Source organism: Microbulbifer sp. MKSA007 (assembly GCA_032615215.1).
GTDB lineage: Bacteria > Pseudomonadota > Gammaproteobacteria > Pseudomonadales > Cellvibrionaceae > Microbulbifer.
In genome coordinates, this window is the sequence record CP128433.1 from 3,243,950 (window position 1) to 3,256,599 (window position 12,650).

Consider the following 12,650-nt stretch of genomic DNA (forward strand, 5'->3'; position numbering starts at 1 on the left):
CCCTAGCCCTCAAGGCACGACAATTATGGCTTCCCCATCTCTGAGCTGGGCAGCACCGGTTGATACAACCTCCTCACCTTCGGTTAACCCTTGGATAATGACAATATCATTGCCAACTACTTGCCCCGGGAGAACTTTTCTTAGTTTTGCGCGCAAGACCTTCCCATCATTTTCCAGTACAAATACAGCGAACCCTTCAGATTTACCAGGATGGGCTACTAAACATGAGAGAGGTATAACGACCCTATCTGGAGGTATCGGTATTTTATCCAAGGCCAAAGACATAATCATTCCTACCCGTAATTGCGCCTTAGGGTTGTCAACGGTAACCGTAATCGCAAATACTCTGGTGCGGGGGTCAGCCATGGGCGAAACTTCAGTGATCATCCCCTTGAATGTAAGGTCTGGCAGAGACTCTGTGCGCAATGACACCACACTTCCCAGAGGCGCAAAACTCAACACTATGTCAGGCACTGAAAACACCACCTTAACTCGGGAGATGTCGGCCACAACGAAACCAACCGACTGCGAATGAACCAAAGTCCCCACTTCAATATTGCGCTGCAGGATAATTCCGGTAAGCGGGGAGCGCAGTACCGTATCTTGCAACTCTTCCTCTGCCCGATCTAAGTGGGCCTTGCTGCCAACCACCGAAGCCTGCGCAATTTCATACTCTTCCCTAGCTGAATCGTAATCAGGAGCGGTAATACTGGCAGTGGCAAAAAGCGCAGTTGCCCGTTTGTAATTGAGATCAGCTTTACGCCGTTCTGCCTCCGCTTTACTCACATTTGCAGCGGCCTCTACCACGCGATCTCTATATTGCTCGTCATCAATCTTAGCCAGTACTTCATGGCGTTTAACGTAGTCCCCTCCTTGCAGTAAACGCGTCTGCCCGAGCGCCTTTCGAGAGGGAATTACACGCACATAGCCTTCTGTACGAAATGCCACATCAACTTGCGTATAAGGATTGACGACTGCGGAGTAAGGATAACCAGCTGCTGCGTCTTGCGAGCGGGCAACAAAAACTTCCACCGGTGTGGGCTTTCTCTCCGGTGGTTGGCGGTGGCAACCACCGACGACCACTAATATAGCGATAATATAGAGGCTGATAACGCGCATTTATCACACCTCCCCCACCGACCGTTCATATTCAGCCAGTGTTCCCCATACAGACAGTACCGCTCGATTGTAGTCGCTATTCGCACGAAAAAGCTGTTTTTCCGCCTCCAGGACATCACTCAGGACGGCAGCTTGTTCGCGGTAACGATTTGTCATTACCCGTACTTTTTCCCGATAAGCGGCTTGTAATTCCCGCGCAACCCCTACAGACTCTTGGGAGGTACGCAGACGCCGCAGGCTTTCACGAACCTCTATTTCTATTCGATTTCGAACCTCTTCAGACTTTTTTTCCGCTTCGAGAATTTTATTGGCACGACTGGAAAGTTCATCCCGTTTCCGCCCCCAATCAAAAAATTCCCAGCGCATCTCCAGGGCAATGAAAGCTTCAGCATCGGGTATTAAACTGACGTCATAAAGCTTTAGGTATTCAATATTCAAATCTACTTCGGGGATATACTCGGACTTCTTCACATCGTAACTATATTCAGCCCGCTCAATCGACAGCTCTGATTCAGCGAGATCTGGACGCTGCTCAAAGGCAAGTCCTAAAGAGGTTTCGACATCGAACGCTAAATGATGTGGGTTTGGTAGACTCTGAATATTGAAGGGCGTTTCAACATCCCGGGCCATCAACGCATTGAGACGCTCCTTCGCTGTCGCCATCTCATCGATAAGGCGCTGGCGCTCCAGCCTGCGCTGGGCCAGGCGTGCTCGCACATCCAAAAGTTCATACTCAAGGGCAACTTGTTGTGCAACATAATTCCCTACAAGTTCACTCAAAGAAGTCAGGAAGATAATGGCTTCATCCACGGCCTGTAAATCACCAAGGATTCTGCCAATTTCAAAATACTGGATCTTGGTGAGGTAGCCTATATCCTGCTGCACCAAGCGAACCTTTTCCTCCGCCATTTCAGTGACAACGTAGCCCTCACAAATCTCTAGCTCTATTGTGTATAGCTGTGTGATAGGTTGGGTCGCGCTGACAGAGAAGGTCTTGGTCACACCTTCCTCTGATGTGATCTCTATATCCCTAGGAGGGATAGGGCCTATCGGAGAATTCTGCACAAAAACGCCACGATCAAAGGTGTACCTCTGGCGTGTTAGGTTATCGATTATCCCTGCATTCATTTCCAGCCGGGGATAGCGCTTTGTTTTTAATGCCTCGACGTCATCCCAAACCTCATTAACTTCAATCGCAGCCGCCTGAACCCGTAAATTAGCTGTCACTGCCAAATCGACGGCATCTTCCAGGGTCAAAACCGGCTCGCTGGCATAGCTCCAGGCTCCGCCGCCAGTCAGCAGTATTGCGAGCGCGCACTCGAACAACGGCCACCTCTATTTCCAGCAACAATTTAAATCTGCTCACTGCGCAAATAAATTTAGGATCGAGTAAGTATATCTGTTGACAGCCACTGGCCGGACTGCTGGCCCCAGACTGGCGGATTCCTATTTATCCCCTTGGACAATATTCATATTTTTAATAACTTAGTAAGTTTATATTCCACCGACTGGCGACTAGAGATTCATTTTCGAAAACACCAGCACCTCTTAGAGCGGGCAGCCCCCTCCCATCAGTTTTCCGAACAGAAACTGTGTAGACGCCATAAAGAAGCATCACCTGTCGTGATCCTTTAGCTAGGCTAGTTAATGGCGGCAATCAAAACCGTATTTCTTTGGTTCCGTGGAAAACCCTATGGCGGTGAAGTTTATTCCTCTATTGATTCTCGCGGTTTGCACTATCGCCGTGGCTGGGGTGTTGAGCTTATTGGTTTATTTTGACCTGGATGATCAGATTATTGAGCTGATGCAGTGGCTCAATGAGCAGGGCTGGCAGACAAGTTTGCTATTTATCTTAATTGTGGCCGCAGCAATCGTCTTTTTACTCCCTGGCGTCATTTTTACCATGGGGGCGGGGTTCGTATTTGGCGTTATAAAAGGAACTCTACTGGTTATTGCCGGCACCGTACTTGGGGCAACCCTCGCATTTCTTATCGCCCGCTACCTTCTTGGCGAGAAGCCCTCTCGGTGGGTTATGTCTCATATCAAGCCCGCGACTGTTGGCGAAGTGATTCGTCGCGAGGGCTGGCAAATGATTATGTTGACCCGACTGGTTCCCCTATTTCCCTTCAAGTTGTCGAACTACTTCTTTGGACTGACTCCAGTTCGACTGCGTGACTTTGTGATCGGAAATTTCCTTGGAATTATCCCCCTTACACTGCACAACGTTTACATCGGCTCCATCGCAGCAGATCTCACCTCCCTGGGCAAGGTTGAGGAACGCACTCCAGTTCAGTGGGGATTTTATATTGCCGGATTCGCCCTGGCCGTCATCGCACTAATCGGGCTCACTCGAATGGCTCGTCGTGCATTGAAAAGAATTATTAAAGAAGAGGACCTCTGATGCCTTGGATGAAATGGCTACCTTGGCGCTTCTTCGTACGCCGCTTTGCCACCGCTCACGGTTTCCTTGATCCACTCACATTGATGGCGCATCTACAGCGCTTTGCCGAGCCTTCAGAGGTGAGTGAACCCATCGAGCTGCTACGCGCAGGGGCGGTATTTCACGCTCGAGCACTGATCAACAGTAAAGTCATACAACACAACCTGGACTGGGTGTGGCCCTACTGGATTCAGCGCCAGTTCGACCCCTATGACAAGTCGTTTATCCCTCGGGCTTTTTCCATTAGCCACTGCAATTTGAGCCACCGCAATTGGACCGCTGTAGGTATACCCGACTGCGAAGAACTGCCGATTGTCGACCCCCGAGGCCTGCTTACACCTCACTACGATGGCTGGTCTATTGATGTCTGGGTCATCAGTGATAGCGGTGAAGAGCTAACGCCTTCCACCCTCGGCTTCTGCAACCAGCACCAGGAGCTGGGAGATGATATTGCGATAGTCACCGAATCCCATCGTCGGGGTCTGAAGTTGCACAATAGGGCCTCAGCAAGCCTGCTCCAAGGCCATCCCCGCTGTGTGCTTGAACTCAATGCCCAATGCCCGGGAGGCGGCTGGCTAATGGTGGTCTTGCGCCCCTGCAATCCTGAGGGCGTCAGCTTTGTTCACAAGGTTCGCCTGGGCGATAGCGGGCGCAATTGGCTTATTGAAGACAAGGCCGCCGTAGAGTTCAGCCAGCCGGTAGACAAACACCTGGCATCCAATTACAAGCGGGGCGATATCTACCTCCATCTCCGGGACAAGGAAAGCAATCGCGAGGGGCTCTGCGATATTGGCATGGCCTCTGCGGCCGCTATGTTTCGTATCGAAGACCGAAAATCCCGCAAGGTTGAAGTTGCTATTCCACTGGTTACAGAGGAGAGTAAACAGCGCTCTCCCCTGTGCTGGGAACACGTCCTGGAAGGTCACTGCGCCCTGACTGTTCCCGACGAAAAATTTCAGTTTCTCTACGACTCGGCAATACGCACCCTTATTCTCCACTCTCCCAAAGATGTCTACCCGGGGCCTTACACCTACAAGCGGTTTTGGTTTCGGGACGCGGCATTTATGATTCAATCGCTGCTTTATGCCGGACTGACAAACCGCGCAGAAAGAGCTCTGGAGCAATTTCCCCACCGGCAAAAGCGGGATGGTTTTTTCACTCCCAGGACGGCGAGTGGGACTCCAATGGTGAAGCCCTGTGGATCTTCAACCTCTATTGTGAATTAACCGGCAAACCCTTAAAGCAGCCGTGGTGTGAACCTGTCGTCAGGGGTGCCAAATGGATTATCAACAAGCGCCTTCCGAATGATGGCAGCCCCTGTGGGGGCCTGCTCCCTGCGGGATTCAGTGCAGAACACCTGGGGCCCAACGACTGCTACTACTGGGACGACTTCTGGGGCGTCGCCGGTCTGCAGAGTGCCGCCAGTATTTGCACGCGCGAAGGTATGGATGACAACGCCCATCGCTTCAATACCGCGGCCAGCGACTTCCAGAGCACTATTGATCAAAGCTTGCAGGATGCACAGGACCGTCTGGGCCGCCCCGCGATGCCAGCCTCACCAAACCGGCGCCTGGATGCCGGTGCCGTAGGATCGATCGCCGCAGGCTATCCCTTGCAACTCTACCCACCAGAGGACCCGAGGCTGGTAGATCTGGCGGAATACCTGATGGAAAAGTGCTTTGTGAGCGGCGGGTTTTTCCAGGACATGATCCATTCCGGTATTAACGCCTACCTCACTCTCCACATTGCCCAGGTATTGCTTCGCGCTGGAGATGCCCGCTGTATTGACCTTATGCGCAGTGTGGCAGAACTGGCATCGCCAACAGGGCAATGGCCAGAAGCCATCCACCCCCATTCTCTCGGCGGATGCATGGGGGATGGACAGCACGCCTGGGCAGCGGCTGAGTGGGTGGCGATGCAACGCAATTGCTTTGTCCGCGAAGAGCAGGACGCTTTGGTTCTCATCTCCGGGCTACCCCCCGAGTGGCTCAAAGGTACTGACTCAGATCAGCCCATCCGCTTTGGGCCCGCGCCCACCCGGTTTGGCTTGGTTACCCTGGAAATTCAACCAGGCTCCACGCCAACGGTCTCTTGGGCTGCCGATTGGCATGGGAAGCCCCCACCTATCGCCATTAAGGCCATCGGCTTCCGGCCAGTGCTGATCACCGACGAATCGCAGAGTGCGGAGTTGAGCCCCAAGTGAATATCGTGATGCTCACCAACACCTACTTGCCTCACGTGGGCGGCGTTGCGCACTCCGTCGCCGCGTTCAGTGAGGAATATCGCAAACGTGGGCACAAAGTACTGGTCATCGCACCCGAGTTCCCGCAAAAGTCTGACGATGAAGAACATGTTCTGAGAATTCACTCAATCCAGAATTTTAATGGCACCGACTTTTCCATGGCACTGCCATTCTCAGGCGTCTTGAATGATGCGCTGGATAAATTCCGTCCGGATATCCTTCATGCCCACCACCCTTTTCTCCTGGGACTGACAGCCCTACGTCTTTCGCGAGAGCGCGAGCTACCGCTCGTTTTTACCCATCACACATTGTACGAACACTACACCCACAACTTGATGGGAGATTCACAAGCACTCAAACGCTTTGTAATGGAAGTTGCCACCCGCTTCGCCAATAAAGCTAATCTGGTCCTGGCCCCAAGCCTGAGTGTTGTGAGACTTCTCCGGGAGCGAGGGGTACAAACTCCAATCGCGGAAGTCCCTACGGGAGTACACCCAGAGCAATACGCCCATGGAGAGGGAAGTAAGCTCAGGAAAAAACTGAAAATACCCGCATCAGCATTCTTGTTGGGACACTTGGGCCGCTTTGGGAAGGAAAAAAACCTGGTTTTTCTTTGTCAGGCCGTCGCCAAATTTTTACAGGAATATCCATTCGCACACTTTCTTCTCGCTGGCAGCGGCCCACTGGAAGATCAGCTTCAGCAGTTTTTTACCGACAAAAAATTAATGCAACGTGTACATATGCCAGGGAAAGTCATTGGTGATGCCCGCCGGGATATTTACAGCGCAATGGACACCTTTCTATTTACTTCCACCACTGAAACCCAAGGTCTAGTGCTGTCTGAGGCAATGGCCTCTGGAGTTCCCGTGATCGCCCTGGAAGCCAATGGATCGAGAGATATATTGAAGCAAGGTATTAACGGCTGCCTGGTAACCAAAGAATCGCTCAATGATTTTGTCGCCGCGATACGTTGGTTCCACAACCTGCCTGATGACCGCCGCCAGCAGATGATTAGGGAAGCCAGAATTACGGCCCAGGATTTTTCCATGAATAGTTGCGCCCAGCGAGCACTGGATCTCTATCAACCCCTCGTGCACTACAACTGGCCGCTTGATAACTCTATTTATGCGCGATGTATACGCACTGGAAAATTAATCACCATACAGTGGGAGATTTTCGAGGGCTTCACAGAAGCCGCAGGCGCAGCCTTGAATCAACCACCTAAGCGTTAAGTCCAGAAACTATGTTAAGCCGTATCGGACTATCAATCAGACGCTGGCGCCGCCGACTCAGTCGCAGCGAATGGATTACTCGCTTGCTCGGACTATCCACCAACCCAAACAGCCCCCATGCCCCAGGGCTAATTTTGATCCAGATTGACGGACTGGCCTACCCCGAACTTCTCAAAGCACTGGCACGAGGGCGAATGCCATTTCTGAAGCGGCTAATTAGAAAAGAACACTATCGCCTGGAGCATATGTACCCGGGAGTCCCCTCGACAACTCCTGCGGTGCAAGCCGAACTTTTTATGGAGTGCGCCAGGCCGTACCTGCATTTGGCTTCCTCGTCCACGAAACGCAAAAACTCGGACGGATGTACGATCCTGAGGTTGCCGCCCTGGTCGAAAAAAGAATTAAGACTCAACACCGCGATCCACTGTTGCGTGGGGGCAGCTGTTATCTCAGCCTATTTAAAGCCGGCACAAAAACCGGTGAAGCGCACTTCTGCCCCGCCGACCAGGGATGGGGCCCGGCCCTGCGCGAAGCCAGCCCCATGGCAATCGCCATTCTGATTGTCACCAATATTTGGAGCCTTGTTCGCACTACCGCGTTAATTTTGATCGAGCTGGTTTTATCTCTAGTCGATTGCGTGCGCGGGATAATCGGCGGCCAAAACCTACTTAAGGAATTGATGTTTATCCCCACAAGGGTCGGCATCACCATTCTCACTAGAGAGCTGTGCACCATGGGGGTGAAAGTTGATATCACCCGCGGCCTGCCGATTATATATATCAACCTGCTCGGTTACGATGAGCAGTCCCACCGGCGCGGGCCGCAATCGGCCTTTGCCCACTGGGTATTGAAGGGGATAGACAGTGCGATAGCCAAAATCTGGAAGGCCGCTCACGGCTCTGAGCGACGGCACTACGACGTATGGATTTTTTCAGACCACGGCCAGGAACAAACAGTGGCCTATGAAGAGGTCAACGGGCGCAGTCTTGGCGATGCCCTCTCGGAAGCTCTATCCAATTTACCTTCAGCGCCGAAGATCAAATCTACCACTATCCCCAAAAAGTCCGCTTCGAAAGAGCTCGACTGTTCGGCAGTGAGTGGATGGACAAAAGCAGCATCGAGGAGGAATCCACGCAAGAGGGCGATAGAACGCCTACTGCCATAGCGGCCCTGGGCCCAATCGCGATGCTGTACAACATTGATCTGAACGGTACCAGCCGGGCAGATGCCGCCAAAAGGATGGTGGAGCAAGCCAAAGTGCCCCTAGTGCTCTATCTGGAAGACCCATCCTCCCCCGCTTCCTCACCAGTGCATGGGTGGTGGAAAGATGGCCCCATCAAGCTTCCTGAAGACGGCCGCAAATTGATGGGGGACGAACACCCCTACCCGGTTGAAGCCGCAGAGGATATGGCCAGCCTGTGCCGGCACCCGGACTCTGGCGACTTTATGATGTACGGCTGGTGTGCTGGTATGCGGCAACCCATGACTTTCGCCATGGAAAATGGCAGTCACGGCGGCTCTGGCCCCAATGAGACCCATGCCTTCGCCCTGATGCCAGAGGATATCCAGCCCCCAGACCCCAGTCGGGGCTACTGGCGCCCGCAGGATCTGCGCTCCACAGCCCGCGCCTACCTCCGTGGCGCCCGCCCCATGAAGGTAGATAACCACAGGATGCCAAAAACTGTTTTGCGCATCATGACCTACAACGTGCACAGTTGCCGAGGGCTGGATGGCAAGCTCTCCCCACAGCGAATTGCCCGGGTAATTGCCCGCTATCGCCCGGATGTGGTGGCATTACAAGAACTGGATGTCATGCGCAAACGCACCGGAGGCCTCGACCAGGCCGAAAGACTTGCTCGCCTACTGGCAATGGACCTGCACTTCCAGCCCACTATAAATATGAAAGAGGAGCGCTACGGTGATGCGATCCTCACCCATCTCCCCGCCCGGCTCATCAAGAAAGGGATTTTGCCCGGCCCTCCCTCCGGCAAAGGGGGACTTTTTAACCCCGCTGCAGACGAACCGCGTGGAGCAGTTTGGGTGGAAATCGAAGCCAATGGCAAACCTATCCAGATTATCAACACCCACCTGGGGTTATCCCGTGCAGAGCGGCTGCGCCAGGTGGATGCCCTTCTCGGCCCCGAATGGCTCAGCAATCCCCGCTGCACCGGAGAGCGAGTGCTACTGGGAGACTTCAACGCGCTACCCAACTCTGCCGAGTGCAAGCGACTCGGAGGCTACCTCCGGGATGCCCAGGAACAGGCGCCCCGCCACAACCCCAAAGGGACCTTCCTAAAGGTCCGTATTGATCACATGTTCCTAAGTGCCGGACTCAATGTGAAACGGGTGCGGGTGCCCAGGACATCGCTGACCCGCCAAGCCTCAGATCACCTGCCATTGATCGTGGATATCGACCTACCCATCAAGGGTGGAAAGTAATCGATCTCGGTTTATCGAGCCCCACACTCTTCGCACCCTCCAACCCGAGCGATAACACTTGAAAAATGCCCCAGAGCCCCCACAATAAGCGGAGAATATTTGAATAAATCCTTTAAAAATATAGGGTTTTTGTGAATTCATAGAGACTGGCAGACGGACGCTAAAAGGGTTTTCCCGACTTGAAGGTCCCCACTGCGAGCTATATGATTCTTCTATCACTTAATAGCAGGAGTCGCTAAATGCAACCGCAAGCTTATACTCAAACCCGCGCACTGGATCGCTCGGAATCGGCGAAGGTGTTGCGCAATACCTATGCCCTACTGGCAATGACCGTTCTCTTCAGTGCCATTACCGCCGGTATTTCCATGTCTATTGGCATGGGTCGTGGCATGAGCCTGGTCTGCTCCCTCGGAGCCCTGGCCCTCATCTGGTTCGTATTACCGCGCACAGCAAACTCCGCCGCAGGCGTTGGTGTTGTATTCGCATTTACCGGCTTGCTGGGTGCCTCCATTGGCCCATTGCTTAACCACTACCTGGGCATGGCTGGCGGCGGTCAGATCGTTATGCAAGCCCTGGGCACCACTGCCCTGATCTTCTTTGCCCTGTCTGCCTACGTACTGACTACCCGCAAAGACTTCAGCTTTATGGGCGGCTTCCTGGCCGTTGGCTTGATCGCAGTACTGGTATGTTTCCTGGGCGTTATCATCGCTGGCTTCTTCGGCATCCACATGCCGCTGTTTAGCGTGGCCCTGAGCGGCGTTGTTGCCCTGCTGATGTCTGGCTTCATCCTGTACGACACCAGCCGCATCATCAATGGTGGCGAGACCAACTACCTGATGGCAACCGCCTCCCTGTACCTGAACATCTTCAACCTGTTCACCAGCCTGCTGCACATCCTTGGATTCGCATCCTCTGACGACTAAGCATAAGCATCAGCTTTGTTGAGCAAGTCACAATGCCCCGCACCGCGGGGCATTTTACTATTTGGCCCCCTATGAAGTTTTCCCTAGCCATCTACTCAGCCCCCCACAGCACCCAGTCTTCATCCAGTGCACTCCGGTTTGCCAAAGCCCTTCTAGAGCAAGGCCACGAAATTTATCGAGTGTTTTTCTACTGCGACGGCGTGCAAAACAGCAATGCCATTGCCGCACCTCCCCAGGACGAAACTGATCTGACTTCAGAGTGGCAGGCACTGGGCCACCAGCACCAATTGGACCTGGTAGTTTGTATTGCCGCTGCCCAACGTCGCGGCGTGCTGAATCAGAGAGAGGCCGAGCGTCTGGAAAGACCCACCGCCAACTTGGCAGAGGGTTTTGAGCTGGCTGGCCTCGGCCAACTCACCGACGCTGTCGCCAATTCCGATCGCCTGATTACCTTTGGAGGTTGAGCATTGAGCACTAAATCATTGGCCCTATGCCGCACCGCCCCCTACGGCAATGCCCTGGCACGAGAAGGTATCGAGGCCGTACTGGCAGCGGCGGCGATGGAACAGGACATGGACCTGCTATTTCTCGGCGATGGGGTATTCCAATTGCTGGACCAGCAATCACCTGCGGATATCGGCCAGAAAAGCCTGCGACGCAATTTGCAGGCTCTGCCGATGTTTGGCATTGAGCAGTTTTTCGTTTGTGAGAAAAGCCTCGCTGAACGCAATATCACCCTGGAGCAGATCCAGGTTGCCGGCGCAGAGACTAAAGCCGTAAAAGATACCGGCTCACTGATCGCCGCCTACCCCACCGTATTGAGCTTCTGATATGACTTTGCATATTGTCAGTAAATCCCCTTATACCAGCAGCGCCCTTAAGGAATGCCTGGGTGCTTTTACTCAGGATGACTCGCTCCTGCTCATTGAAGATGGTGTATATGCGCTGAGGCATGAGGCTCTGGAAACAGTGCCAAGTACCCAAATTTTCTGCCTTGAAGCAGATGCCACTGCCCGAGGCCAGCAGCAATTTGCAGTAAACATGGATAGGGTGGAAATGATCGATGATGCGCGCTGGGTACAGCTCTGTACCGAGCATCAACCCATAGTCAGCTGGTTTCGGTAACAAAAAATGAGCAACCTAGTAGTCAATGGCCAGGAAATCCCTTTGGACAAGGAGGGTTACCTGTGCAACCTCAGCGACTGGAGCCGGGACGCCGCCCTTCAGTTAGCCAGTGCTGAGGGCATCGAGTTAACTGAGGAACACTGGCAAGTTATTGAGCTGTTGCAAGAGTTCTACCGCGAGTTTGAACTCTCCCCCGCTATGCGCCCGCTGGTAAAATATATTGGCCAGCATCTCGGCGCAGAAAAGGGCCGCAGTATTTACTTGATGCAGCTCTTCCCCCCAAGCCCAGCTAAAGTGGCCAGTAAAATTGCCGGCTTACCTAAGCCGACCAACTGCTTGTAATCCCCTCGCAACACTTGGCCAGGTAAGCTAGAAACAACCTGGCCGGCAGACCACCTAAGTGAACTTAATCTAACCAACCTATAAGGCCAGCTCTCTTTCTTGAGTTATTTGCCCCTTGGGCTCAAATCCATATGTGCTGCAAACAACGCCCATGACTCAGGGTCCCAGCGATTTGCTAAACCTTACCGGGCAGAGGGCTTCCATCTCCAATCTTTTGCCGATTTAACTAGGCGCACGGGGTGTCCAAATCGTGTATCCCTAAAGCTCCAACAAACTCTTATCATCCACGTTAACCGTTGCCCCACAAAGTACCAAAGCCTCACGAAAAACTTCAAGACCGCGGTGAAATCCGGTTGGGCCTTCAGCGTGGCAGCGTAGCCGATTACCCTGCTGTTCAAATTCATAAAAAGTAGGACAACTATAGTTACACCAGTCGTCCAGCACTTTATCCATTAAAGCCAGGGAGTCTGGGTTAAGAGCTTCCAACCGCTCTTCGAGGTAAGCGCCCAACTGTCCATCACACAAACCTTGAATTAAAACTACCCAGTCTGACAATTGGGCCTGTGGGACACTGATATCAATAGCAAATTGATTATCACTCATACTCAGCAACCACTTCTTGCCAGATTTTTTTAATACTAGGGTCTACTGGGTTATTAGCGATATGATTATAAAAACGTTTTAAAAAATCTATTTGCTGTGATTGATCATCCAATATGACTTTCGGGTTAAAATCAAAATAATTATTCAAGAAGCGTCTTATAAAATATATACAATACTCAACAGCC

16 protein-coding genes and 1 pseudogene are annotated in these 12,650 nt (G+C 52.7%); 12 read left to right on the forward strand and 5 right to left on the reverse strand.

Going from position 1 to position 12,650, the window contains the following annotated elements; genetic code table 11:
• Positions 1-9: 9 nt before the first annotated feature.
• The gene (locus QT397_17230; protein ID WNZ54623.1) at positions 10-1,119 is read right to left on the reverse strand and encodes an efflux RND transporter periplasmic adaptor subunit; all 1,110 of its coding nucleotides are present in this window, start codon (positions 1,117-1,119) and stop codon (positions 10-12) included.
• A gap of 3 nt (positions 1,120-1,122) precedes the next feature.
• Complete coding sequence (locus tag QT397_17235; GenBank protein WNZ54624.1) at positions 1,123-2,445, reverse strand: TolC family protein; 1,323 nt, start codon at positions 2,443-2,445, stop codon at positions 1,123-1,125.
• Between the two features lie 367 nt (positions 2,446-2,812).
• Here QT397_17235 and QT397_17240 point away from each other — a divergent pair, with 367 nt between their 5' ends.
• Entirely contained in the window at positions 2,813-3,520 is a 708-nt protein-coding gene (locus tag QT397_17240) for a TVP38/TMEM64 family protein (protein WNZ54625.1), read from the forward strand.
• Positions 3,520-4,785: a hypothetical protein gene (locus QT397_17245; protein ID WNZ54626.1), complete on the forward strand. Its 1,266-nt coding sequence runs from the start codon at positions 3,520-3,522 to the stop codon at positions 4,783-4,785. Before QT397_17240 ends, QT397_17245 begins: the two co-directional genes overlap by 1 nt.
• 11 nt (positions 4,786-4,796) lie before the next feature.
• On the opposite strand, the gene QT397_17250 is transcribed toward QT397_17245, so the two are convergent.
• Positions 4,797-5,021, reverse strand: a complete 225-nt coding sequence (locus QT397_17250; protein ID WNZ54627.1) for a hypothetical protein — start codon at positions 5,019-5,021, stop codon at positions 4,797-4,799.
• On the opposite strand from QT397_17250, the gene QT397_17255 reads away from it, so the two are divergent.
• The 10 genes and pseudogenes from QT397_17255 (at position 5,004) to QT397_17300 (ending at position 11,862) form a co-directional block, all read left to right on the forward strand.
• Positions 5,004-5,762 carry a hypothetical protein gene (locus tag QT397_17255; protein ID WNZ54628.1) on the forward strand — a complete coding sequence of 253 codons (759 nt, stop codon included), beginning with the start codon at positions 5,004-5,006 and terminating at the stop codon, positions 5,760-5,762. The two genes, QT397_17250 and QT397_17255, sit on opposite strands and share 18 nt — an antisense overlap.
• Positions 5,759-7,033, forward strand: a complete 1,275-nt coding sequence (locus QT397_17260) for a glycosyltransferase (GenBank protein WNZ54629.1) — start codon at positions 5,759-5,761, stop codon at positions 7,031-7,033. Before QT397_17255 ends, QT397_17260 begins: the two co-directional genes overlap by 4 nt.
• Positions 7,034-7,044: 11 nt before the next feature.
• Positions 7,045-7,254: pseudogene (locus tag QT397_17265) on the forward strand (hypothetical protein).
• Positions 7,255-7,334: 80 nt separating this feature from the next.
• Positions 7,335-8,198: an alkaline phosphatase family protein gene (locus QT397_17270; GenBank protein WNZ54630.1), complete on the forward strand. Its 864-nt coding sequence runs from the start codon at positions 7,335-7,337 to the stop codon at positions 8,196-8,198.
• A complete protein-coding gene (locus tag QT397_17275) occupies positions 8,135-9,472 on the forward strand; it encodes an endonuclease/exonuclease/phosphatase family protein (GenBank protein WNZ54631.1) in 1,338 nt (445 codons plus the stop codon). Before QT397_17270 ends, QT397_17275 begins: the two co-directional genes overlap by 64 nt.
• 239 nt (positions 9,473-9,711) lie before the next feature.
• Positions 9,712-10,395 (forward strand): Bax inhibitor-1/YccA family protein, encoded by a 684-nt coding sequence (locus QT397_17280; GenBank protein WNZ54632.1) that lies wholly within the window; start codon positions 9,712-9,714, stop codon positions 10,393-10,395.
• 71 nt (positions 10,396-10,466) lie between these two features.
• Positions 10,467-10,859, forward strand: a complete 393-nt coding sequence (gene tusD / locus QT397_17285; protein WNZ54633.1) for a sulfurtransferase complex subunit TusD — start codon at positions 10,467-10,469, stop codon at positions 10,857-10,859.
• Positions 10,860-10,862: 3 nt separating this feature from the next.
• Positions 10,863-11,225, forward strand: a complete 363-nt coding sequence (gene tusC / locus QT397_17290; GenBank protein ID WNZ54634.1) for a sulfurtransferase complex subunit TusC — start codon at positions 10,863-10,865, stop codon at positions 11,223-11,225.
• A gap of 1 nt (position 11,226) precedes the next feature.
• Positions 11,227-11,520, forward strand: coding sequence for a sulfurtransferase complex subunit TusB (gene tusB / locus QT397_17295; protein ID WNZ54635.1), 294 nt, complete (start codon positions 11,227-11,229; stop codon positions 11,518-11,520).
• A 6-nt stretch (positions 11,521-11,526) separates the two neighbouring features.
• Positions 11,527-11,862 carry a TusE/DsrC/DsvC family sulfur relay protein gene (locus tag QT397_17300; GenBank protein WNZ54636.1) on the forward strand — a complete coding sequence of 112 codons (336 nt, stop codon included), beginning with the start codon at positions 11,527-11,529 and terminating at the stop codon, positions 11,860-11,862.
• Positions 11,863-12,120: 258 nt separating this feature from the next.
• On the opposite strand, the gene QT397_17305 is transcribed toward QT397_17300, so the two are convergent.
• Together QT397_17305 and QT397_17310 are read right to left on the reverse strand one after the other, a co-directional pair.
• On the reverse strand, positions 12,121-12,465 hold the full coding sequence (locus QT397_17305) for a hypothetical protein (GenBank protein ID WNZ54637.1): 345 nt from the start codon (positions 12,463-12,465) through the stop codon (positions 12,121-12,123).
• Positions 12,458-12,613, reverse strand: a complete 156-nt coding sequence (locus QT397_17310; protein WNZ54638.1) for a hypothetical protein — start codon at positions 12,611-12,613, stop codon at positions 12,458-12,460. Before QT397_17310 ends, QT397_17305 begins: the two co-directional genes overlap by 8 nt.
• Positions 12,614-12,650 lie beyond the last annotated feature (37 nt).

Coding starts and splice junctions, on each gene's coding strand:
- QT397_17230 (WNZ54623.1), bottom strand. CDS start 1,119: ATGCGCGTTATCAGCCTCTATATTATCGCTATATTAGTGGTCGTCGGT.
- QT397_17240 (WNZ54625.1), top strand. CDS start 2,813: ATGGCGGTGAAGTTTATTCCTCTATTGATTCTCGCGGTTTGCACTATC.
- QT397_17245 (WNZ54626.1), top strand. CDS start 3,520: ATGCCTTGGATGAAATGGCTACCTTGGCGCTTCTTCGTACGCCGCTTT.
- QT397_17255 (WNZ54628.1), top strand. CDS start 5,004: ATGGATGACAACGCCCATCGCTTCAATACCGCGGCCAGCGACTTCCAG.
- QT397_17250 (WNZ54627.1), bottom strand. CDS start 5,021: ATGGGCGTTGTCATCCATACCTTCGCGCGTGCAAATACTGGCGGCACT.
- QT397_17275 (WNZ54631.1), top strand. CDS start 8,135: ATGGACAAAAGCAGCATCGAGGAGGAATCCACGCAAGAGGGCGATAGA.
- QT397_17280 (WNZ54632.1), top strand. CDS start 9,712: ATGCAACCGCAAGCTTATACTCAAACCCGCGCACTGGATCGCTCGGAA.
- tusD (WNZ54633.1), top strand. CDS start 10,467: ATGAAGTTTTCCCTAGCCATCTACTCAGCCCCCCACAGCACCCAGTCT.
- tusB (WNZ54635.1), top strand. CDS start 11,227: ATGACTTTGCATATTGTCAGTAAATCCCCTTATACCAGCAGCGCCCTT.
- QT397_17300 (WNZ54636.1), top strand. CDS start 11,527: ATGAGCAACCTAGTAGTCAATGGCCAGGAAATCCCTTTGGACAAGGAG.
- QT397_17305 (WNZ54637.1), bottom strand. CDS start 12,465: ATGAGTGATAATCAATTTGCTATTGATATCAGTGTCCCACAGGCCCAA.